Genomic DNA, 20,880 nt, shown 5'->3' with positions numbered 1-20,880 from the left:
TTGCGCTCAGGCGGGGGCGTACGACTCGAGCGGCGCGACGTCGACCGACACGCGCAGCGTGGAGCGCTTCGCCTCGGTGTAGATGACGCCCTTGACCGGAGTGACGTCGCCGTAGTCGCGTCCCCAGGCGACCGTGACGTGGCGGTCGGCGACCCACTGGTCGTTCGTCGGGTCGAACGCGAGCCACTGGTCGGACGCCGGGAGCCAGACCGCCACCCAGGCGTGCGAGGCGTCTGCGCCCACCACCCGCGCCCGTCCCGGCGGCGGCGTGGTCGCCAGGTACCCGCTCACATAGCGGGCGGCGACACCGTGACCGCGCAGACAGGCGAGGGCGAGGTGGGCGAAGTCCTGGCACACGCCGGCGCGCTTGGCGAGCACGTCCGGCACGGTGCTGGTGACGGTGGTCGCGGTGCCGTCGTAGTGGAAGTCCGCCTTGATGCGGTGCATCAGGTCGGTCACCGCCTCGCCGATGGGGCGTCCGGGCAGCAGGGACGCGGCGGCGTACTCGGTCGCGTCCGGCACCTGCAGCACCTTCGGCGAGGCGAGGGCGAACTCCGTCGCCGCCCACGCGCCGCGCGTGCCGGGATGCGCGAGCGGGCGTGCGCTCTCCCACGGCGCGGCCAGCGCCTGCGCGTCGTAGACCGGCGCGAGGACGTCGACCTCGGTGGACGCGTCGATCGTCAGCCGGCGGTGCGGCTCGGTCACATGGAAGTAGGTGGCCGTGTTGCCGTAGCCGTCCACGTGCGTGCGCAGGTCTCCGGGTGCCGGCTCGATGGCGACGCGGTGATCGGAGGTGCGCTGAGAGGTCAGCGCGCGCGGGGTCAGGTGCGCGAACCCGAAGCTGCCGCTGACGTCGGCGTCGTAGGAGTAGTCGGTGCGATGGGTGACGCGGTACCTCATGCGCTCATCTGCTCCTCGACGAGAGCGAGCGAGGACAGCGCCTGGGGCGCGGGGCCGCTGGCCACGTGCACCGCGAGGATCGCGTCGGAGAGGCGCTGCACCTGATCGGCGACGTCGCCGAGGAACGCGGTCAGGGCACGACGCTCCCCGCCCTCCCGCACGGCGAGGTCGGCGAGATCGGCCGTGTCGACGACGTCCTCGAGATGCTCCAGCAGCCGTTCCGGGCGGGTCGAGCCGGTGGATGCCGGCAGCGCCTGCAGGTGGGCGCGCACCCGCGCGAGGGAGAACGCGATCGAGCGCGGGTTCTCGGCGTCCGTCAGCAGCAGTTCGAGCGCCCCGCGGATGCGGACGTCGCCGCGGTAGCGGCGGCGGTGGGTGACGGAGCTCTCGGCCGTCATGAGGGTGCCCTCGAGCACGGCACGCTCGGCGTCGCCGGCGGCGGTGCCCGCGATCGTGGCCGACAGCAGCGTGCACAGCTGGAGGGTCCGCTCCAGGTAGCGGCCGATCTCGATCATGTGCCAGCCGGAGTCCTGGATCATGTTCGCGGTGACGCCGTGCAGCGACAGCACACCGGTCAGCATCCGGCCCGCCGCTTCCGGGATGCGCTGCGCGTGCCGTGAGCCGCGCAGTGTCGCCGCCGAGCGCTCGACCGCGCCGAACACGCGCCAGACGTCGCCGGAGAGCTGGTCGCGCACCTCCTCCAGCGCCTCGCGCAGCCGCTCAAGCGAGTGCGCGACCGAGCCGGGACGATCGGCGTCCAGCAGCAGCGACCGCAGCTCGTCCGCCGGGTCGGCATGCCGGCGGCCGGCCAGGCGCTCGGCGGCGCGATGCAGCGCGGTCGTCGTGCTGCCGCCCGCGGTCGAGGACGCGTAGTCGAGCTGCTCCGCGAAGGCGCGGGTCGTGATGACCAGGCGCAGCAGATCCTCCGTGCGCTCGGCGTAGCGCCCGACCCAGAACATGTCCTCCTGCGCACGCGGGGCCAGCACGGGCGTCGCCCGCGCGAGGCTCAGCGGCGCGAAGCCCGACAGTCCCTGGTCGGGATCGGCGGCGGCGGCCTTGAGCACCCACACGTCCTTGGTGATCGGCGCGTTCCCGGCGGTTCCCGCGAGCGTCGCGAGGCCTCCCACGAGCGGCCGGTAGGCGCCGCCGTCGCGGATCGTGAAGGTGCGCAGCGTCACCTGGCGCGGCACGGCGCCGCCGTCGGCGCTGGCCAGCGACGACCAGGCCGGCACCTGTGACAGCGGCAGCAGCTCGCGCCCGACATAGCGGTGCGGCTCGTCGCGGATGCGGCGGCGCAGCTCGTCGGCCGGGATCGCCGCCAGCTCCGCCGAGCGGCCGTCGATCGTGCGGATGCTGAGCTGGTCGGTGCCGATCTGGCCGAGCACGCGGCCGAGCCCTTCCGGCTCGCCGCACCACCAGACCGGTGCGGACGGCAGCCGCAGCTGCTCGCCGAGCAGGCGCTCGCACACGGCCGGCAGGAACGGCAGCAGGGCCGGGTTCTCGAGCACGCCGGCGCCGAGGGCGTTGACCACGCGCACGTGCCCGCGCCGCACGGCCTCGACCAGGCCGGGGAAGCCGAGCCGCGACCCGGCGCGCAGCTCCAGCGGGTCGCACCATTCGGCATCCACTCGCCGCAGGATCACGTCGACGCGCTCGACGGCGTCGCGATGCGGATACCCGGACGGCTTCATCCACACGAAGCCGTCGCGCATCACGAGGTCGCCGCCCTGCACGAGCGGGAAGCCCAGCACGTTCGCGAGGAACGCCTGGTCGTAGGCGGTCTCGGAGCGCGGGCCCGGCGAGAGGACGACCACGCGCGGGTCGACGGCGCCCTCGGGGGCCGCCTGCAGCAGCGAGGAGCGCAGCGCCGCGAAGTACGGCTCCATGCGATGCAGCCCCGCCTCCTGGTACAGGTCGGGCAGCACGCGCGAGATGACGCGGCGGTTCTCCATCGCGAAGCCGAGGCCCGACGGCGCCTGCACCCGGTCGGCGAGCACGCGCCACTCCCCCGCCGCGTCGCGGCCGAGGTCGGCACCGGACAGCACCAGCGGATGCGGGTCGACGCCTGCGCGCACGAGCGGGCGCGCGAAGCCGGAGTGCCCGAACACGGCCGCGGCCGGCACGATGCGCTCGCTGAGCACCCGCTGCGGGCCGTACAGGTCGGTCAGCAGGGCGCTGAGCAGTTCGGCGCGCTGCGCCAGACCGACCTCGAGCGGGTTCCAGGTCGCGGCGTCGAGCACGAGCGGCACCGGGTCGAGCCCCCAGCGGATGCTGCCGGCATCCGGATGCTCATAGGTGACGCCGTCGTCGTCGAGCAGCGTCGCGATCTCCTCGTCGACGCGACGCAGCTCCTCGGCCGTCAGGTCGTACGCGGCGGCGGCCATCGCCCGCCACGGCGGACGCAGCGCGCCGTCGGCGTCCACGACCTCGTCGAACCGCGCCGGCTGCGCTCCGGGCAGCGGCAGCGTCGGCGCACCGATCGAGGCGACGTACTCGTGCAGCACGCTCACCGTCGGCGTCCGTCTCCCGGCACGGGTGGCGGCGCTCACCCGGCGCTGACCCTGCGCAGGTCGAGGGTGTGCGGGTAGTCGGAGCTGTGGGCGCGGCGGCCGGCCTCGCGCAGCGCCGCGACGTCGATGCGGCCCGTGGTGTGCCCGTGCGGCTCGAACCGGCTGGCCCGGCGGGCCTCGGCCTCGTTGGCGTTGACGGGGGGACGGTCGTAGGCACGGCCGCCGGGATGGACCACGTGGTAGGTGGCGCCTCCCAGGGACACGGCGGCGTCGGCGTCCACCACGTCGAACACGAGCGGGGCGTGCACCTCGATGGTCGGGTGCAGCGCCGACCAGGGCTGCCAGGCGCGATAGCGGACGCCGGCGTAGTACTCGCCGAGGCGGCCGGTGGAGGTCAGGGGCACAGGAACACTCTGGCATGTGACGAGGTGCTTCGCCGGATCGACGCCGCGCACCGTGACCTGGACGCGCTCGACGGACGAGTCGACGTAGCGGGCCGTGCCGCCGGAGGCGGCCTCCTCGCCGAGCACGTGCCACGGCTCGACGGCCTGGCGCAGCTCGAGCTCGATCGGTCCCTGGGCGCCCGCGGCGAGCCGGGCCAGGCCGATGCGGGGGAAGCGGAACTCGGTGAACGGGTCGAGCCAGGTCTCCTCGAACGCGATGCCCGCCGCGCGCAGGTCGGCGACGACCTCGGCGATGTCGTGGGCGGCGCCCTGCGGCAGCAGGAAGTCCTCGTGCAGCCGGGTCCCCCAGCGCACCAGGGGCGCGGTGAACGGCTCGTCCCAGAACATCGCGACGAGGCTCCGCACCAGCAGCGCCTGCACCAGGGCGAGCCGCGGATGCGGCGGCATCTCGAACCCGCGCAGCTCGAGCAGGCCGAGCCGGCCGCGGCTGGAGTCGGGACTGTAGAGCTTGTCGATGCAGAACTCGGCGCGGTGGGTGTTGCCGGTGAGGTCGGTCAGCAGGTGGCGGAACGCCCGGTCGACGAGCCATGGCAGCGGCTCCTCGCCCAGCTCCGCGGCGCGCGCGGCGAGCCGGCGCACCTCGTGCAGGGCGATCTCCATCTCGTAGACCGCCTCGGGACGGCCCTCGTCGAACCGCGGCGCCTGGCTGGTCGGGCCGATGAAGCGGCCGGAGAACAGATACGAGAGACTCGGATGCCGCTGCCAGTAGGCGATGAGGCTCGCGAGCAGATCGGGGCGGCGCAGCAGGGGCGAGTCCGCCGGGTGGCTGCCGCCGAGGGTGATGTGGTTGCCGCCGCCGGTGCCGGTGTGCAGTCCGTCGAGGTCGAACTTCTCGGTGGACAGGCGGGAGCGGCGCGCCTGGTCGTAGAGCGTCTCGGTCAGCGCTCGCTGCTCCGCCCAGCTGGCGGTGGGCTGCACGTTGACCTCGATGACGCCCGGGTCGGGGGTCACGATCAGCTGGGTGAGGCGGGAGTCCGGCGGCGGTCCGTATCCCTCGACCACGAGGCGGACGCCGGTCGCCGCCGCGGCCTCCTCGATGACGGCGAGCAGGTCGACATAGGCCTCGAGGGTCGTGGTCGGCGGCAGGAAGACGTGCGTCCAGCCGTCGCGGAGCTCGAACGCGAGGGCGGTGGTCGCCGCCCCCTCCGGGTCGACGACCGCCGCCGCGCGCGATCGCGGTTCCACCGCCGGGCCGGGCTCGAGGTACGAGGGCTCGGCCGGCGCGTCCGGGTCGCTCCAGGCGACGGCGTCCAGCGGCAGGCGCAGCCCCACCGGGCTCGTGCCGGGCCCGAGCACCAGGCGCCCGCGGCGGAAGCGCCATGCCGGACTCGTCCACTCGCCCTCGGTGGTGATCGGCAGCACCCAGCCGGTGGGCTCGGTGACGTCGCGATCGAGCGCGGCGACGTCGGGATCCTCGCTCTCCGGGCGCGGACCCGCCGGCCGCCGCAGCTCCGCGACGAAGTCCGCCAGCGGGTCCTCGAACGCGGGCAGCAGCTGCGAGGCGGGCAGGCCGAGCCGGCGGGTGACCTCCCGCGCCAGCGTCTCCGCGTGCGCGGGCCCGTCGGCGTCCCGGGCCTGCGACCACGGATCGGCGAACAGGCCGGCGTCGTGCCACAGCGGCGTGCCGTCGGTGAGCCACTGCAGCGCGATGTTCCAGCGCGGCAGCGGTTCGCCGGGGTACCACTTGCCCTGCCCGCGGTGGACGATGCCGCCGCGGGCATACGTCTCGCGGAGCCGTTCGGCGAGGACGTTCGCGAGCTCGCGCTTGTGCGGGCCGTCGGCGTCGGTGTTCCACTCCGGGCTGGTGCTGTCGTCGAGGGAGACGAAGGTCGGCTCGCCGCCCATCGTCAGCCGCACGTCGCCGCGGCGCAGGCGCTCGTCGACCTGCTCGCCCACGGCGTCGATCCGGGCCCACTGCTCGTCGGTGAGGGGTTTGGTGGTACGCGGGTCCTCGTGGATGCGGGTGACCTCGTTGGCGAAGTCGAAGCGCACCGCCACCGGCTCGGTGACGCCCTCGATGGGCGCGGCCGAGGCCGGATGCGGCGTCGCGGAGAGCGGGATGTGCCCCTCGCCCGCGAACAGCGCGCTGGTGGGGTCCATGCCGATCCATCCGGCCCCGGGGACATAGACCTCGCACCATGCGTGCAGGTCCGTGAAGTCGGCCTCCGGCCCGCTCGGGCCGTCGAGGGAGGGCACGTCGGCGGTGAGCTGCACGAGGTAGCCGGAGACGAAGCGGGCCGCGAGGCCGTACTGGCGCAGCAGGCTCACCAGCAGCCAGGCGCTGTCGCGGCAGGAGCCGATCGCGCGCTCGAGGGTCTGGTCCGGGGTCTGCACGCCGGGCTCCATGCGCACGCTGTAGGCGACGTCGCGGTGGACGGCGGCGTTGAGGTCCGCGAGGAAGGTCACGGTGGGCACGCCGTCCGCCGGCAGCTCCGGCAGCTCTCGGCGCCACCCGTCGGCGCGGTCGCTGCCCTCGACCGGACGCAGGTAGGGCGCGAGGTCGGCCGCCAGCTCCGAGGCGTAGTCGAACGGGAACCGCTCGGCATACTCCTCGATGAAGAAGTCGAACGGGTTGACGACCATCATGTCGGCGACGAGCCCGACGGTGATCCGCAGGTGGTCGATCTTCTCGGGGAACACGAGGCGCGCGATCCAGTTCCCGAACGGGTCCTGCTGCCAGTTGACGAAGTGCTCCTTCGGGCTCACCTCGAGCGAGTACGCCTCGATGGGCGTGCGCGAGTGCGGGGCGGGGCGAAGGCGCACCAGGTGCGGGCCGACCGTGATGGGGCGGGCGAACTCGTAGGAGGTGTCGTGGCGCAACGCCACCTTGATCGACATGGGTACAGCATCGCCGAGATCTGTTGCGCCGTGGTTACGCGTCCGGCCGGTGGTGTTCAGTCGCCGACGTGGAAGATGCCGATCCGGGTCGTGCCGTCGGATTCGTATACCGGGATGTCGCGGGGCTCGGTCGTCATGGCGAAGCCGGATGCGCCGTCCGCGGCGTCCAGCTCGGTCGCGCGGACGTACCCCGCCACGGCGGTGCCGTCCGACGCCGTGCCCTGCACGAGGATCAGGTCGGGGCGTCCCTGCGCAGCCGTCTCGATGCCGTAGGTCTCGCCGTTCGCGTTGACGCCGAGCCTGGTCGGGATGAGCGTCTCGTACTGCAGCACGACGGAGGCCTCGGCGCCCTCGCCCGGGGTGATGTACAGCGCGTCGGTGGCGGCGTCGAGCGGAACGTCCATCCATGCGCTGGCCGGCTCCGCGCCCAGGTCGGCGACGGTGCAGGAGCTGGACGGGTTGTTCCCCGCGGGATCGGTCCCCCACGAGATCGAGCCTGCGGTGAGGCAGGTGACGGTGACCCGCACATGCGTCGCCGCCGCGGGTCGATCACTCAGATCGAGACGGGTCTCGGCGACGATCGTCTGTGCGAGCGGGGCGCCGAGCATCGAGGCGACGGATGCCCCGGGCGTTGTGCCGGGCGGCGCGTCGATCGGCTCGAGGGCCGCGTCGCCGGAGCCGCCGGAGCCGTCCGGCTGCTCGATGACGACGCCGGCTGCGGTCGTCCCGGATCCCAGTGTGCCGGTCGCGGCGAAGGCCGCGGCCGAGGCGCCTGCACCGGCGATGACACCGGCGAGCACGAGCCCGATGCCCCACAGTCCTCGACGGATCCGGCGCCGCGCACCCGTCGCGTGGACGATCAGACCGGCGCGGATCGCCTCGGAGCGACGGAGATCGAATCCTCGGATCATGACGTGCCTCCCTCCGGCAGCCGTTGCACGTCCACGGCCGCCACGATGCGTGTCCGGAGCCTGCTCAGCCGCATCTTCGCGGCCGGCTCGGAGATGCCCAGTGCGGCCGCGGCCTCACGCACGGTGAACCCTTCCAGCGCGGTCATCGCGAGCAGCCGCGCGTCCGCAGCGCGCTGCCCGCGCGGCGTTGCGCCGCACGTTCTGCGCCGTGACGATCAGCCACGGCGCCAGCGAGTCGTTCACCAGCCGCGCGGCGCCGCGACGGCGCCACAGCTCCAGGAACACCACCGCCGTCAGGTCTTCCGCGTCGCTGCGCGCCGTGCCCGCGGCGATCAAGTGACGGAAGACACGGTCGCGGTGGCGGTCCCAGATCGTCCCGAAGCTGCGGGCGTCACCGCCGAGCAGCCGGCGCCACACGACGGCATCCGATTCGTCCTCCACGCTTCATCATGTCCGCACCAGCCGGAACGGTCACACCGGATCCCAGGAGTGGGACGATAGGGGGCGTGACCGAGGATGTGCGACTGCGGGAGCTCGCGACGCTGCGGCGCGTGCGCGACCGGATCGACCGCGAGTACGCGCAGCCGCTGGACGTGGAGGCGCTCGCCACGGGAGCCTATATGTCGGCGGGCCATCTCAGCCGCCAGTTCAAGCGCGCCTTCGGCGAATCGCCGTACTCCTATCTCATGACCCGTCGCATCGAGCGCGCGATGACGCTGCTGCGCACGACCGACCTGTCCGTGACCGACATCTGCCACGCGGTGGGCTGCGGTTCGCTGGGCACGTTCAGCACGCGCTTCGCCGAGCTCGTGGGGGTCCCGCCGAGCGTCTATCGCGAGAGCGGCTCCCATCCTGCCGAGGGGATGCTGCCATGCATCGTGCGCGAGATCTCCAGACCGGTCAGGAATCGAGAAGCGCCGGCCGACGCGCGTGGCTAGCGTGACCGACATGGACATCACGATTCACTCCAGCTTCCTGCCCCACACCGACCCCGACGCCTCGCTCGCGTTCTACCGGGACGTGCTCGACTTCGAGGTGCGTCTCGACGTCGGCTACGGCGACCTGCGCTGGATCACGGTCGGCCCCGCCGACCAGCCCAGCACCGCGATCGTGCTGGTCCCGCCGACCGTCGCGCCCGGCCTCACGGACGAGGAGAAGGCGATGCTGCAGGAGCTGGTCGCCAAGGGCACCTACTTCGGCGTCAACCTCGCCACCGACGACCTCGACGCCCTGTTCGAGCGACTCGTCGCCCGCGACGTCGAGGTCGTGCAGGAGCCCAAGGACCAGGACTACGGGCTGCGGGACTGCGCGGTACGCGACCCCGCCGGCAACCTCATCCGCATCCAGCAGCGCTGATCACCCGCATCGAGAAGGACACGCGTCATGTCATACCAGGTGGATTTCCACACCGTCTCGCCCGTGGGGCTGGAGTCCTCGCCCGTCGCCCCGGCGCTCGCCGGGCTGCGGGCGAACGAGGCCCGCTACATCAAGAACAAGTTCGATCACGACTTCACCGTCGAGCCGGCCGAGGCGGCGCAGGAGACGATCGACTGGGTGCGCCGCATCCTCGACGAGGAGCGAGGGATCGTCATCTCGTCCCCGGCGCTGGAGGCGACGAGCTTCGAGGCCGGCGGCATCCGGTTCGCCTACGTGTTCTATCAGAGCGGGCTCGCGCTCAACGTGATGTACACGCTCGACGACCCCGGCAAGCGCGCCGTCGGCTTCAAGCTCTCGGAGGGCATGGAGGTCCCGGCCGAGCTCGCGTCGTTCAAGTTCGCCCGGCAGAAGTCCAAGCTCGCCGGGACCATCCGCGGCTCCTACTTCACCATCAAGAGCGAGCACTGACCGGCGACTCCCGAAACGGGTGCACAATGGTTCAGTGATCGAACCAACTGAGCCGGAGCACCTCGACGAGGCCGTGCGCGCGCTGACACGCTCGGCGCGCATGCTCGATCGGGCGTTGCCCGACATCAGCATGGCGGACTTCCGGATGCTGTCCGCCATCTCCGACGGCATCGACCGCGCCTCCCGGCTCGCCGGCATGCTCGCGCTCGGCAAGCCGGCCGTCAGCGCCACCGTCGACTCGCTCGTGCGTCGAGGACTCCTCGCGCGCCAGACCCGCGAGGACGATCGCCGGGCCGTCGACCTCGCCCTCACGGACCGGGGCGCCCGCACCCTGCAGGACGCCCGCGCCGCGCTGGCGGGGGTCGTGCTCGACATCGCCGGCCATACGCCCGATGCGGAGGCCACCCTGGCGGCGCTCGCGGTCTTCGGCGAGGGCGTCCGCGCTCGCCACCAGGAGCGGCGCGCGGCGCGCGAGAACGGCACCTGCGCGGGGTCCGAGGCGGCTCGATGAGCCGGGCGCCGCAGGGCTGGATCCGGCGCCTCGAACGCTACCTCGCCCGTCACCGCCGGCACCTCGTGGCCGCGCTGGTCGCGGCGATCCTGGCCGCCGCGGTGCAGACGGCCACTCCGCTGGTCGCGCGCGGCATCGTCGACGAGGTCATCGTGGCCGGCGACTCGCCGCTGTGGATCTGGATCGCCGGCCTTCTCGTCCTCGCCGTGCTCGGCTTCGTCTTCACCCGGATCCGGCGCTTCCAGGGCGGGCGCGTCGCCCTGGACATCCAGAACGACCTGCGCAACGAGATGCACGACCACCTGCAGCGCATGGATGCCGCGGCACTGGAGAGCATGTCGACCGGCCAGCTCGTCGCGCGCGCGAACTCCGACACCGCGCTGGCGCAGGGCTTCCTGAACTTCCTGCCGCTGGTGTTCGGCAACGGCCTGACGATGCTGCTGTCGATCGTCGTGATGTTCGTGCTCTCGCCGCTGCTGGGCGTGATCAGCCTGGTGATGGTGCCGGCGCTGCTGTGGATCACGTACCTGATGCGGGTGCGCACCTTCCCCGCCTCCTGGGACGCGCAGCAGAAGGAGGGCGAGGTCGCCGAGATCGTCGACGAGGACGTCGGCGGCGTGCGCGTGGTCAAGGCGTTCGGCCAGGAGCGTCGCGAGCTGGAGCGGCTCACGGCGGCCTCGGTGCGCCTGTACGGCTCGCAGATGCGCAGCGTCCGCATCCAGTCCCGCTATCAGCCGCTGCTGGAGACGGTGCCGGTGCTCGGCCAGGTCGCGGTCCTCGCGCTCGGCGGCGCGCTGACCCTCACCGGCGCCATCACGCTGGGTACCTTCCTCGCCTTCTCCACCTACATCGCGGGCCTCATGGCGCCCTCGCGCCAGCTCGCGGGCGTCCTGACCATCGCGCAGCAGGCCCGGGCGGGCTTCGAGCGCATCTTCCAGCTGCTCGACCTCGCCCCCTCGATCTCCGACCGGCCGGGCGCGGTGGACCTGCCGCCCCGGCCGGGCGCGATCGAGTTCCGGGAGGTCGGCTTCGGCTACACCGGGGACCACCCGATCCTCGACGGTTTCACCCTGGCCGTACGGCCCGGCGAGCGCGTGGCGCTGGTCGGCGCGAGCGGCAGCGGGAAGTCCACGGTCGGCAAGCTCCTCGTGCGCACCTACGACCCGACGGCGGGAGCGGTCGCGATCGGCGGCGTCGACGTGCGCGACGTGCGGCTGGGCTCGCTGCGGCAGGCGATCGGCATGGCGTTCGAGGAGGCGTTCCTGTTCAGCGAGTCGGTGCGTGACAACATCGCCTACGGCGCCCCGGACGCCACCGACGCGCAGATCGAGGCCGCGGCCCGCGCAGCCGAGGCGCACGAGTTCATCATGGCCCTCCCGGACGGATACGACACCGTCGTCGGCGAGCGCGGCCTCAGCCTCTCGGGCGGACAGCGCCAGCGCGTGGCCCTGGCGCGCGCCATCCTGCGCGACCCGGCGATCCTGGTGCTCGACGACGCGACCAGCGCCATCGACGCCCGCACCGAGCAGTCGATCCACGACGCGCTCCTGCACGTGATGCCCGGGCGGACCGTCATCCTCGTCGCGCACCGCCATTCGACCCTGCATCTGGCCGACCGGATCGTGGTCCTCGACCGCGGCCGCGTCGTCGACCAGGGCACCCACGACGAGCTCGCGGGCCGCAGCGAGGTCTACCAGGCGCTGTTCCGGGCGACGGATGCCGCCCGGCACGGCGATGTCGACGCGCTGGCGCCCGCCGCCGAGGCGGGGGTGGAGATGGCCTCGCTCGCCGCGGGACGGCAGGCGCGCGTGCTGGCCGGCACCACCCCGGGGCTCGGCGCCGGACTCGGCGGCGGCAGCGGCGGCCGCAACCTCCGCGGCAGCCTCGCGGCGACTCCGGAGCTCATGGCGAGGGTCGCCGAGCTGCCGCCGCCGAAGGACCGTCCGGCGGTGGTCATGGAGCGCGAGAGCCGCCACGAACGCGACTTCTCGCTGCGGACGCTGCTGCGCGAGTTCCGCAGACCGCTGTCGATCGCTCTGCTGTTCGTCGTCCTGGACGCGGTGGCCGGGCTGCTCGGCCCGGCGGTGGTCAAGGTCGGCATCGACGACGGGGTCACCACCAGCGCGATGGACGTCCTGTTCTCGGCATCCGCGTTCTACCTGGTCCTCACGGTCCTCGACCTGTTCGCCCGCATCGCCTCGTCCTTCCTCAGCGGGCGGGTGGCCCAGCGGGTGATGCTCTCGCTGCGCATCCGGATCTTCGCGCAGCTGCAGCGGCTCTCGCTCGACTACTACGAGCGTGAGATGGCGGGCAGGATCATGACGCGGATGACCACCGACGTCGACCAGTTCGCGAGCCTGCTGGAGAACGGCCTGCTGGGGGCGCTGGTCGCGTTCGTGACCTTCGTCGGCGTCGGCGTCGCGCTCGTGGTCGTCGACGTGCCGCTCGGGCTGGCCGTGCTCACGGTCATCGTGCCGCTGGCGATCGCGACCGTGATCTTCCGGCGTCGATCGCGGGTGCTGTACGACCAGTCGCGCGATCGCATCGCGGTCGTGAACGCGTCCTTCCAGGAGAGCCTGTCGGGCGTGCGCGAGTCGCAGGCCTTCACGCACGAGCCGGCGACGATGCGCCGGTTCCACGCCCAGGGCGAGTCCTACCTCGAGTCGCGCGTCGGCGCGCAGCGGCTGGTGGCGACCTATTTCCCGTTCGTGCAGTTCCTCTCGGCGGTCGCCGATGCGATCGCGCTGTGCCTGGGCGCGGTCCTGGTCGCGCAGGGCCAGCTGACCACGGGCGCGCTGATCGCGTTCCTGCTGTACATCGACATGTTCTTCTCGCCCATCCAGCAGCTGTCGCAGGTGTTCGACGCGTGGCAGCAGACCCGGGTGTCGATGGCGCGCATCTCCGAGCTCATGCGGCTGGAGACGCTCACCCCGGAGCCGGCGGACCCCGTCGCCGTGAGAGCGCTGAGCGGCCGGATGGCCGTCGAGGACGTGCACTTCGCCTATCCGACCGCTCCCGTCTCCAGCGAGGCGCGGCGCGGTCCCGCCGACCGCCGCGGGCCGGGCACCGAGATGCGGACGCGCCGGCCGGCCGAGGCGCTCTCCGGCGTGCGGCTGACGATCCGCCCGGGCGAGACCGTCGCGCTGGTGGGCGAGACGGGCGCCGGCAAGTCCACGGTCATGAAGCTCGTCGCCCGCTTCTACGATCCGGATGCGGGCGCGGTGACCGCCGACGACGTCGACCTGCGGCGGCTCGACCTCGGCGCCTTCCGCTCCGAGCTGGGCTACGTGCCCCAGGAGTCGTTCCTGTTCACCGGCACGGTCGCGGAGAACATCGCCTACGGCCGGCCGCACGCCGCCCCCGCCGACGTGCAGCGCGCGGCCAGCGCCGTCGGCGCCCACGAGATGATCGTCGCCCTCCCGCACGGCTACGACACCGAGATCGCGGAGCGCGGCAAGTCGCTCTCGGCGGGCCAGCGTCAGCTCATCGCGCTGGCCCGTGCCGAGCTCGTGGAGCCCGCCGTCCTGCTGCTGGACGAGGCCACCTCGAACCTGGACCTGGCGAGCGAGGCACGCGTGACCGACGCGATGCACCGGCTCTCGCGCGACCGCACCACGGTGCTGATCGCGCATCGGCTGCAGACGGCGATGGGCGCGGACCGCATCGTCGTGCTGGAGCACGGCCGGGTCGCCGAGGTCGGCTCGCACGCCGAGCTGCTCGAGCAGGACGGCGCGTACGCCCGGATGTGGCGGGCGTTCGAGCTCGCGACGGCCTGAGGCCGGGTCAGGGCGTGACGACTGCGCGGGTGCGGCCCGCGTGCGTCCAGGCCTCGGCGACCCGTGCGAGCGGATACGCCGTGTACGGCACCGTGAGCGTGCCGTCGGCGATCAGCGCCATGATCCGCGGCAGCTCCGCCAGCAGCCGCTCGGTCGACACCGAGCCGGCGCCGCTGCCCGAGAGCCGGATGCGCCGCGACCGCAGCAGCGTGGCGGGCACCGCGGCGTCCACTCCCCCGAGCGCACCGATCTGCACGTAGGAGATGTCGGCGGTGTCGTCGTCGAGCCCCCGGCGCCCGAGCGCCGCGAACGCGGCCTCGGCGACCGGCCCCCACACGTAGTCGAGCACGAGCGAGGGCGTGTGCGCACCGACCGCGTCGCGCAGCGCCTCGGGATCGGCCAGCGAGACGGCCTGGGCGCCGGATGCCGTCAGCTCGGCCAGCGCGCCGGCGTCCCGCCCGGCCGCGATCACGTGCTCCGCGCCGAGGGCGAACGCCGCCTGCACGGCCAGGCGGCCGGCCATGCCCGTCGCGCCGAGCACGAGCACCGTTCCGAGCGCGCCGGTCTCGCCTGTGCGCTGGACCAGCGGCATCCATCCGCTCATGCCCGGGTTCATGCCGGCGGCGACCGCGAGCGGATCGGCGCCGGCGGGCAGGTCCAGCCCGATCGGCGTCGCCATGCGCTCGGCGAGCGTGCCCCATGGGGCGCGCGGCCAACCGGTGTAGACGAGCCGCCCGTCGGCGGTGCGGGCCACGGCGTCCACGCCCGGCACGAGCGGGTAGACGTGGTCGCTGCCGTAGTGGCGGCCGGTCGCGATCGAGCGGACGACCTGGTGGATGCCGGCGCCCACCAGCTCGAGGGTGTCGCCCTCGGGCTCGGGGAACTCGGCGCAGGCGGGGATGGTGTCGGGTCCGGTCAGGACGGCAGCGCGCATGATGTCTCCTTAACTAAGTTCATTTACGTCGAGTATGCGCTTAACACGATTAAGGTGTCAAGCATGGCGAAAGGGATCACACGCGACCGGCTCGTCGCCGCCGCCCTCGAGGTGCTCGACGAGGGCGGCATCGACGCCGTCACGGTGCGCGCCGTGGCCGCCCGCCTCGACGTGAAGGCTCCGGCGCTCTACTGGCACGTGCGCGGCAAACAGGAGCTGCTCGACGAGATGGGCACCGAGATCCAGCGCCGCGTGCAGACCGCCGTGGGGCTCGACCCCGTCGGCGACTGGCGCTCGGGTCTCGCCCGCTACGCCCGCGCGCTGCGCGCCGAATACCTCTCGCACCGGGACGGCGCGCGCACCTTCAGCGGGACGCGCCTCACCGATCCCGCCGTGCTGCGCGCGCAGGAGCCGTGGCTCGAGCAGTGGACCACGCAGGGCGTCACGCTGGAGCAGGCGATCGACGCCGCCGAGGTCGTCACGGCGTTCACCGTCGGCTTCGTCATCGAGGAGCAGGAGCGCTCGCAGTCCGCCGCCTCCGACCCGGAGCGATACGGCCTCGCAGCCCGTGACGCCGCGATCGGCGCCGACGCCCCGCTCGTCGTCGCGGCGGGGCACGTGCGCGACGACAGCGACGCGCGGTTCGAGCGACAGCTCGAGATGCTCCTGGCCGGCATCGCCGCATCCCTGCGCTGACCCGCAGGATCCGCCGGGCCGCGACATGCCGCAATGGCGCCAGTTCCTGCGCTCGGCTACAGAGATTTCAGGCGCCGTCGTCGGAAAGTGGCGCCATCCGTGCGGGGAGGAGTCGCAAGATTCATGTTTGCAAAGAAACGGTTTCTTATGCAAAATTGTCCCGTCGACGTAGCCGCGCCGACGCAATCGCACCTCACATGGCACTACTCAACGAAGAGGACACACGACAATGACGTTCACTCCCCGCCGCATGCTCGCGGTCGGCGCCGCCACGGCAGCCGTCGCCCTCGGCCTCGCGGCCTGCTCGTCCGGATCGAACGCCGACACCCTCGACATGGACAGCGACGCGCCCACCGGCGTGACCCTGACCCTGTGGAACACGTCCGGCGACACCCAGGCCCTGCTCGACCTCTACCAGGCATACGAGGACGCCTCCGGCAACACGATCGAACTGGTCACCCTGCCCAACGACACCTACACCAACGCGGTGCAGACGAAGTGGGCCACCGGCGAGCGGCCCGACATCCTCGAGTACCACGCGAACCCGCAGGACATGGCCCAGCTCAACGTCTCCGAGAACATGATCGACCTCAGCTCGCTCTCCTTCGTGAGCGCCGAGGGGTCGCTGGCCACCCAGGCGGGCTCGATCGACGGCAAGACCTACGCCGCGATCCTGGGTCCGCTGTCCGCGTTCGGCGTCTTCTACAACGCCGACGCCTTCGCCGCGGCGGGTCTGGATGCTCCCACCAGCTACGAGGACGTGCTCTCGGAGTGCTCCACGCTGGCCGCCGCCGGCACCGACCCGGTCTACGTGGCCGGTGGATCCGAGTTCCCGATCCAGATGCTCACCGCCTTCACCTACCTCGCCGACGCGAACGTCGACGGCGACTACGCGGCGTCGCTCGCAGACGGCAGCGCGAAGGCCGGCGACGACGGCAGCCCGATGGTCTCCGGGCTGGATCTGCTCACCCAGCTGCAGGACCAGGGTTGCCTGAACGACGACGCGACCACCGCGACCTTCGATCAGGCCATCTCGGCGGTCCTCAGCGGGGACGCCGCGATGACCGTGCTGCCCTCGGACTTCATCTCGCAGTTCTACGCGGCCGACCCGAACGCCGACCAGAGCGTGTCCTTCGGCGCGATCTCCGCCTCCGACGGCCTGGGCTCCTACGCGCCCGGCCCGCAGGGCACCTACTTCGTGCCCGACACCGGGGACAGCACCAAGGAGCGCGCGGCCGCCGACTTCATCGAGTGGGTCACGACGGAGGGCTACCAGGACTATGTGGACGCCGGGCAGGTCGTGCCCACGCTGAGCACCGCGACCGCGCCGGAGTTCACCGGGCTGTACGCGCAGGCGGCCGACCTGCTCGCCGCCGACGACAAGTCGCCGTCGGTGAACATGACGGTGCCGGGCTGGGGGAACTACAGCAAGGTGGCGATGAAGGTGCTGGCGGGCCAGTCGACCGCGCAGGAGGCCGCCGACGAGTTCCAGACCTACATCGACCAGGCCCGCGCCGCCGCCGAGTAGGACGCGCAGAAGGACGGAATCGCCCATGACCATCAGCCGCGAAGCCGGCCTTCTCACCGGCTCCGCCGTGCGGGGACGCTCGTCGTCCCGCACGGCGGGGCCCGCCCCGGGCCGCCCCCGCTCCCGCCGCCGCCTCTACCTGCTGTGGTTCTCGCTGCCGGCGATCCTGCTCGTCGCGTTCTTCTTCGCCGGCCCGTTCGTCGCGAACGGCGTGCTCAGCTTCACCAAGTGGACCGGGTACAGCAACACCATCTCGTTCAACGGGCTCGACAACTTCACGACCCTCGCCTCGCTCGGCGTCCTCGGACATGCCACGATCGTCACGCTTCTGTTCGCGCTGATCACGATGGTCGCGCAGAACGCCTTCGGGCTGGCGCTGGGCAAGGCGCTGCAGCAGACCGACCGCGTCAACACGGTCTTCCGCTCGATCTTCTTCCTGCCGGTGCTGTTCTCGCCGCTGGCCGCCGGCTACATCTGGTCGGCGATCCTCTCCCCCGACGGACCGGTCAACGCCGTGATCGGCCTGGTGATCCCCGGCTTCTCGCACTCCTGGCTGGGCGACAGCAGCACGGCGCTGCTGGCCGTGGGCCTCGTCGACGCCTGGAAGTGGAGCGGCCTGGTCACGCTCGTCTACATCTCCGGCCTCAACGGCATCCCCCGCTCCGTCGTCGAGGCGTCCGTGCTCGACGGCGCCGGGCCCTGGCGTCGGTTCCGCTCGGTCGAGTTCCCCCTGCTCGCCCCGGCCATGACCTTCAACGTCGTCGTGACCCTCGTCGGATCGCTGAGCGCGCTGGACGTCATCTTCGCGACCACGAAGGGCGGACCCGGCGACGCCACCTCGGTGCTCAACGTCGCCGTGTACACCCAGTACGGGCAGGGCCTGTTCGGCACCTCGAGCGCCCTGAGCTTCATCATCGCGCTCATGGCGATCGTCATCGCGGTCCCCCTCATCTGGTGGCTGCGCAAGAGGGAGGTCCACGCATGAGCGCCGCCACCTGGGTGGGCACGGGTCGTCGATCGAACGCCTGGCTCCGCTACGTCCTGCTGTCCGTGGTCGCCCTGTTCTGGGTCGCCCTCCCGCTGTGGATGCTGCTGGTCAACTCGTGGAAGACCGAGCGCGATGCCGCCACCCCCACGGTCGACCTTCCGACCGAGTGGGCCTTCTGGGACAACCTGGTCGCGGTCCTCGGCGACGGCGGCTACCTCACCGGCCTGTGGAACAGCCTGCTGGTCACCGTGCCGGTGGTCATCGCCGTGCTGCTGCTCGGCTCGATGGCCGCGTGGGCGTTCGCGCGGACCTCGTCGCGCTGGCTGCAGGTGGCGTACTACGTGATGGCGCTGTCGATCGTGCTGCCGCCCGCCATCGTCCCCACGGTCGTGCTGCTCACGCGCACGGGCCTGACCGGGTCGGTGCTCGGCTACATCCTCGCGCTGATCGGCACGCGCGTCGGGGTGATCGTGTTCCTCACCACCGGCTACATCCGCACCCTCCCGCACGACTTCGAAGAGGCATCGCAGCTGGACGGGGCCAGCAGGTGGCAGATGTTCTGGCACGTCGTCCTGCCGCTGCTGCGCCCCGTGCTGTTCACGGCGGCGATCATGACCGTCATCAACGTGTGGAACGACTTCTTCTTCGCCCTGTACATGATCAAGGGCGCGGGCAACCAGACGCTGCCGCTGACGCTGTTCAACTTCGCGAACGCCGGTCAGTACGGCATCCGGTGGAATCTCGTGTTCGCGTACGTGCTGCTGACCGCGATCCCCATGCTGCTGGCGTACATCTTCCTGCAGCGGAAGATCCTGTCCGGCCTCACGGAGGGCGGGGTGACGGGATGACGGACGTCCCGGTCGAGGCGCTCGAGGAGCGGCGGCGGCGCGCCCTGCTCAGCGGCGATGCGGCCGAGCTCGCACGCCTCATGGACGAGGATTGCGTGTACATCCATTCCTCGGGATTCATCGACAGCGGGCGGAACATGATCGACAAGATCGAGCGCGGCGACGTGCGGTACCACCGGTTGGACTTCGCCGACGAGTCGGTCCACCACCTGCCGACCACGACCGTGTTCGTGTACCGGCAGATCGCCGACATGGAGCTCAAGGGCCTCCCCCACGGCTCGGACACGCTGTGCAGCGCGGTCTGGGCGACGGATGCCGCGGGCGGGGCGCGCCTGATCTCCTTCCATTCCGCATTCATGGAGCGTGCCGCATGAGAGAACAAGCCGACCACGAGCCGATCCCCGCCTCCGATGCGCGCACCGTCGAGCAGCTCGCGCACCTCGTGCCGGCGCTGTGGCGCACGATGCGCCGGGCGACGGACTCGTTCGAGCGCCTGCCGGCGAACGAGTCGCAGGTGACGCTGCTGCGGATGATCGCGATGACCGACGGGATCTCGCCGTCGCAGCTCGCGGAGCGGCTGCACCTGGCCCGGCCCACGGTGAGCAATCTGCTCAAGGGCCTCACCCATGCCGGCCTGGTCGAGCGCCGGACCGCGGACGGCAACAACCGCTCGGCGGTCGTCTCGGCCACCGCGTTGGGGCACGAGGTGCTCGAGACGTTCCGTCACGACCGCGCCGACGTGCTGCAGTCGGCGCTCGCGCGGCTGTCGCCGGCCGATCAGCACCGCATCGAGGCGGCCGTCTACCCGCTGCGGCTGCTGCTGCTCGAGTTGGAGGACACGGTGCAGCAGCGCCCGCAGCTCGAGGAGGAATCGGCATGACCCGGCCGACCGGCATCCCCGCCCTGCGCGCCGGCACCGCCCGCACCGACGTCACCCCGGCCGACCTGGCCGGCCTGAACGCGATGGGCGAGGACTTCACCGCGGTCGAGGGACGGCTGCTCGTCCGTGCCGTCGTCGTCGACGGCGGCACCGGCCCGGTCGCGATCGTCGCCGCCGACCTGCTCGAGTTCGGGCGCACGGACGCGTTGCGCGCGCGCATCGAGACGGAAACCGGCATCCCCGCCTCTGCCGTGCTGCTGTGCGCGAGCCATTCGCACAACGCGCCGCGCGCCGGGCTCACCCCGCCCGGCGGTCTCTCGCGGGACCCGAGCCCCGAGTCGCTTCGCTTCACCGAGGCGCTGTTCGACGCCGTCGCCGTCGCCGTCGCGGCGGCCCACACGCGGCTGGAGCCGGTGACCCTCGCGTTCGGCACCGGCACGGTGTCCGTGAACCAGAACCGCGACGAGCTCGTCGACGGGCGGTGGATGCTGGGCACGAACCCCGGCGGGCCGAGCGACAAGACCCTCGGAGTGCTCGCGCTGAACGCCCTCGACGGCCGCGCCGTGGCGACGCTGCTGACCTACGCCGTGCACCCGACCGTGAGCCTGGGCACCCGCCGGCTGGGCCCCGACCTGGCCGGCGCCGCGACCGCGGCCGTCGAGGCGGCCGTGGGCGGTGAGGCCCTGTGGCTGCCCGGCTCGATCGGCGATCAGGCCCCGGCGTGGAGCCTCGAGATCGCTCGCGACGCCGGTGACGACCCCACGGCGGCCGATGTCGCCGCGCACGTCGCCGAGCTGGGAGCCGCGGTGGGGTCACAGGCGATCGCGGTCCGCGAAGGGCTGCACGAGTGGACGGATGCCGCGCCGGTCGCCGCCGCGCAGATCGTGGTGGGCTGCCGCCCCAAGCGCGGCACGCATCTGGCGCCCGGCATGAGCCAGGAGCATGTGGACGAGGTCGAGCTGATCGTCACCGCCGCCGTGCTCGGCGACGCCGTGCTCATCGGCGTCAGCGGCGAGGTGACCTGCGGGGCCGCGGCCGTCATCGCCGCTGCCTCGCCGGTGCCGGCGATCGTGCTGTCGATCGTGAACGAGCGGATCGGCTACCTCGCGGATGCGGACGCGTTCCGGCTCGGCACCTTCGCCGCCCGCGGCTGCCCGGTGCAGGCGGACTGGGTCGACGCCGTCGCGGCCGCCGCCGGCGGGCTGGTGCGAGGGCTCGTGGCGTGACCTCGACGCTGCGCGCCGGCGCCGG

Annotated in this window: 19 protein-coding genes; 12 read left to right on the top strand and 7 right to left on the bottom strand. The window is 72.4% G+C overall.

Annotated elements, in window-relative coordinates:
* Positions 1-6: 6 nt before the first annotated feature.
* The 6 genes from QM626_RS04985 to QM626_RS04960 are packed head-to-tail and all read right to left on the bottom strand — an operon-like array spanning position 7 to position 8,064.
* Positions 7-900, bottom strand: coding sequence for a transglutaminase family protein (locus QM626_RS04985; protein ID WP_415074606.1), 894 nt, complete (start codon positions 898-900; stop codon positions 7-9).
* A complete protein-coding gene (locus QM626_RS04980; protein WP_415074604.1) occupies positions 897-3,449 on the bottom strand; it encodes a circularly permuted type 2 ATP-grasp protein in 2,553 nt (850 codons plus the stop codon). Before QM626_RS04980 ends, QM626_RS04985 begins: the two co-directional genes overlap by 4 nt.
* Positions 3,446-6,712, bottom strand: a complete 3,267-nt coding sequence (locus QM626_RS04975) for a DUF2126 domain-containing protein (RefSeq protein WP_415074602.1) — start codon at positions 6,710-6,712, stop codon at positions 3,446-3,448. Before QM626_RS04975 ends, QM626_RS04980 begins: the two co-directional genes overlap by 4 nt.
* 56 nt (positions 6,713-6,768) lie before the next feature.
* Entirely contained in the window at positions 6,769-7,623 is an 855-nt protein-coding gene (locus tag QM626_RS04970) for a hypothetical protein (protein WP_415074600.1), read from the bottom strand.
* A complete protein-coding gene (locus tag QM626_RS04965; protein ID WP_415074598.1) occupies positions 7,620-7,769 on the bottom strand; it encodes a sigma factor-like helix-turn-helix DNA-binding protein in 150 nt (49 codons plus the stop codon). The genes QM626_RS04970 and QM626_RS04965 overlap by 4 nt, the downstream gene beginning before the upstream one ends.
* Complete coding sequence (locus tag QM626_RS04960; protein ID WP_415074596.1) at positions 7,738-8,064, bottom strand: RNA polymerase sigma factor; 327 nt, start codon at positions 8,062-8,064, stop codon at positions 7,738-7,740. Before QM626_RS04960 ends, QM626_RS04965 begins: the two co-directional genes overlap by 32 nt.
* Positions 8,065-8,072: 8 nt before the next feature.
* Here QM626_RS04960 and QM626_RS04955 point away from each other — a divergent pair, with 8 nt between their 5' ends.
* The 5 genes from QM626_RS04955 to QM626_RS04935 are packed head-to-tail and all read left to right on the top strand — an operon-like array spanning position 8,073 to position 13,755.
* On the top strand, positions 8,073-8,561 hold the full coding sequence (locus QM626_RS04955) for a helix-turn-helix transcriptional regulator (RefSeq protein ID WP_415074594.1): 489 nt from the start codon (positions 8,073-8,075) through the stop codon (positions 8,559-8,561).
* A 10-nt stretch (positions 8,562-8,571) separates the two neighbouring features.
* Positions 8,572-8,979 (top strand): VOC family protein, encoded by a 408-nt coding sequence (locus tag QM626_RS04950; protein ID WP_415074592.1) that lies wholly within the window; start codon positions 8,572-8,574, stop codon positions 8,977-8,979.
* 27 nt (positions 8,980-9,006) lie between these two features.
* On the top strand, positions 9,007-9,468 hold the full coding sequence (locus tag QM626_RS04945) for a phage tail protein (protein WP_415074590.1): 462 nt from the start codon (positions 9,007-9,009) through the stop codon (positions 9,466-9,468).
* Between the two features lie 34 nt (positions 9,469-9,502).
* On the top strand, positions 9,503-9,979 hold the full coding sequence (locus QM626_RS04940) for a MarR family winged helix-turn-helix transcriptional regulator (RefSeq protein WP_415074588.1): 477 nt from the start codon (positions 9,503-9,505) through the stop codon (positions 9,977-9,979).
* The gene (locus QM626_RS04935; RefSeq protein WP_415074586.1) at positions 9,976-13,755 is read left to right on the top strand and encodes an ABC transporter ATP-binding protein; all 3,780 of its coding nucleotides are present in this window, start codon (positions 9,976-9,978) and stop codon (positions 13,753-13,755) included. Before QM626_RS04940 ends, QM626_RS04935 begins: the two co-directional genes overlap by 4 nt.
* Before the next feature lie 7 nt (positions 13,756-13,762).
* On the opposite strand, the gene QM626_RS04930 is transcribed toward QM626_RS04935, so the two are convergent.
* Positions 13,763-14,689, bottom strand: a complete 927-nt coding sequence (locus QM626_RS04930; protein WP_415074584.1) for a zinc-binding alcohol dehydrogenase family protein — start codon at positions 14,687-14,689, stop codon at positions 13,763-13,765.
* 63 nt (positions 14,690-14,752) lie between these two features.
* Between QM626_RS04930 and QM626_RS04925 the strand changes: the two genes are divergently transcribed.
* The 7 genes from QM626_RS04925 to QM626_RS04895 all read left to right on the top strand — a co-directional run bounded on the left by QM626_RS04925 (position 14,753) and on the right by QM626_RS04895 (position 20,855).
* A complete protein-coding gene (locus QM626_RS04925; RefSeq protein ID WP_415074582.1) occupies positions 14,753-15,385 on the top strand; it encodes a TetR/AcrR family transcriptional regulator C-terminal domain-containing protein in 633 nt (210 codons plus the stop codon).
* A 229-nt stretch (positions 15,386-15,614) separates the two neighbouring features.
* Positions 15,615-16,913, top strand: coding sequence for an ABC transporter substrate-binding protein (locus tag QM626_RS04920; protein ID WP_415074580.1), 1,299 nt, complete (start codon positions 15,615-15,617; stop codon positions 16,911-16,913).
* Positions 16,914-16,938: 25 nt separating this feature from the next.
* Positions 16,939-17,898, top strand: coding sequence for a carbohydrate ABC transporter permease (locus tag QM626_RS04915; RefSeq protein ID WP_415074578.1), 960 nt, complete (start codon positions 16,939-16,941; stop codon positions 17,896-17,898).
* Positions 17,895-18,749 carry a carbohydrate ABC transporter permease gene (locus tag QM626_RS04910; protein ID WP_415074576.1) on the top strand — a complete coding sequence of 285 codons (855 nt, stop codon included), beginning with the start codon at positions 17,895-17,897 and terminating at the stop codon, positions 18,747-18,749. The genes QM626_RS04915 and QM626_RS04910 overlap by 4 nt, the downstream gene beginning before the upstream one ends.
* Positions 18,746-19,123 carry a nuclear transport factor 2 family protein gene (locus QM626_RS04905; RefSeq protein ID WP_415074574.1) on the top strand — a complete coding sequence of 126 codons (378 nt, stop codon included), beginning with the start codon at positions 18,746-18,748 and terminating at the stop codon, positions 19,121-19,123. The genes QM626_RS04910 and QM626_RS04905 overlap by 4 nt, the downstream gene beginning before the upstream one ends.
* Positions 19,120-19,629 carry a MarR family winged helix-turn-helix transcriptional regulator gene (locus QM626_RS04900; RefSeq protein ID WP_415074572.1) on the top strand — a complete coding sequence of 170 codons (510 nt, stop codon included), beginning with the start codon at positions 19,120-19,122 and terminating at the stop codon, positions 19,627-19,629. Before QM626_RS04905 ends, QM626_RS04900 begins: the two co-directional genes overlap by 4 nt.
* Positions 19,626-20,855 carry a hypothetical protein gene (locus QM626_RS04895; RefSeq protein WP_415074570.1) on the top strand — a complete coding sequence of 410 codons (1,230 nt, stop codon included), beginning with the start codon at positions 19,626-19,628 and terminating at the stop codon, positions 20,853-20,855. Before QM626_RS04900 ends, QM626_RS04895 begins: the two co-directional genes overlap by 4 nt.
* Positions 20,856-20,880: the final 25 nt, after the last annotated feature.

This window comes from Microbacterium sp. (assembly GCF_047606385.1).
GTDB lineage: Bacteria > Actinomycetota > Actinomycetes > Actinomycetales > Microbacteriaceae > Microbacterium.
The sequence above is the reverse complement of the archived record's forward strand: the minus strand, read 5'-3'. Positions and strand labels throughout refer to the sequence as shown.

Excerpts from the sequence above, each read along its gene's own strand:
- QM626_RS04925 (WP_415074582.1), top strand. The coding sequence starts at position 14,753 with ATGGCGAAAGGGATCACACGCGACCGGCTCGTCGCCGCCGCCCTCGAG.
- QM626_RS04950 (WP_415074592.1), top strand. The coding sequence starts at position 8,572 with ATGGACATCACGATTCACTCCAGCTTCCTGCCCCACACCGACCCCGAC.
- QM626_RS04905 (WP_415074574.1), top strand. The coding sequence starts at position 18,746 with ATGACGGACGTCCCGGTCGAGGCGCTCGAGGAGCGGCGGCGGCGCGCC.
- QM626_RS04900 (WP_415074572.1), top strand. The coding sequence starts at position 19,120 with ATGAGAGAACAAGCCGACCACGAGCCGATCCCCGCCTCCGATGCGCGC.
- QM626_RS04930 (WP_415074584.1), bottom strand. The coding sequence starts at position 14,689 with ATGCGCGCTGCCGTCCTGACCGGACCCGACACCATCCCCGCCTGCGCC.
- QM626_RS04970 (WP_415074600.1), bottom strand. The coding sequence starts at position 7,623 with ATGATCCGAGGATTCGATCTCCGTCGCTCCGAGGCGATCCGCGCCGGT.
- QM626_RS04895 (WP_415074570.1), top strand. The coding sequence starts at position 19,626 with ATGACCCGGCCGACCGGCATCCCCGCCCTGCGCGCCGGCACCGCCCGC.
- QM626_RS04975 (WP_415074602.1), bottom strand. The coding sequence starts at position 6,712 with ATGTCGATCAAGGTGGCGTTGCGCCACGACACCTCCTACGAGTTCGCC.
- QM626_RS04965 (WP_415074598.1), bottom strand. The coding sequence starts at position 7,769 with ATGACCGCGCTGGAAGGGTTCACCGTGCGTGAGGCCGCGGCCGCACTG.
- QM626_RS04910 (WP_415074576.1), top strand. The coding sequence starts at position 17,895 with ATGAGCGCCGCCACCTGGGTGGGCACGGGTCGTCGATCGAACGCCTGG.
- QM626_RS04985 (WP_415074606.1), bottom strand. The coding sequence starts at position 900 with ATGAGGTACCGCGTCACCCATCGCACCGACTACTCCTACGACGCCGAC.
- QM626_RS04915 (WP_415074578.1), top strand. The coding sequence starts at position 16,939 with ATGACCATCAGCCGCGAAGCCGGCCTTCTCACCGGCTCCGCCGTGCGG.
- QM626_RS04955 (WP_415074594.1), top strand. The coding sequence starts at position 8,073 with ATGTCCGCACCAGCCGGAACGGTCACACCGGATCCCAGGAGTGGGACG.
- QM626_RS04920 (WP_415074580.1), top strand. The coding sequence starts at position 15,615 with ATGACGTTCACTCCCCGCCGCATGCTCGCGGTCGGCGCCGCCACGGCA.
- QM626_RS04945 (WP_415074590.1), top strand. The coding sequence starts at position 9,007 with ATGTCATACCAGGTGGATTTCCACACCGTCTCGCCCGTGGGGCTGGAG.
- QM626_RS04935 (WP_415074586.1), top strand. The coding sequence starts at position 9,976 with ATGAGCCGGGCGCCGCAGGGCTGGATCCGGCGCCTCGAACGCTACCTC.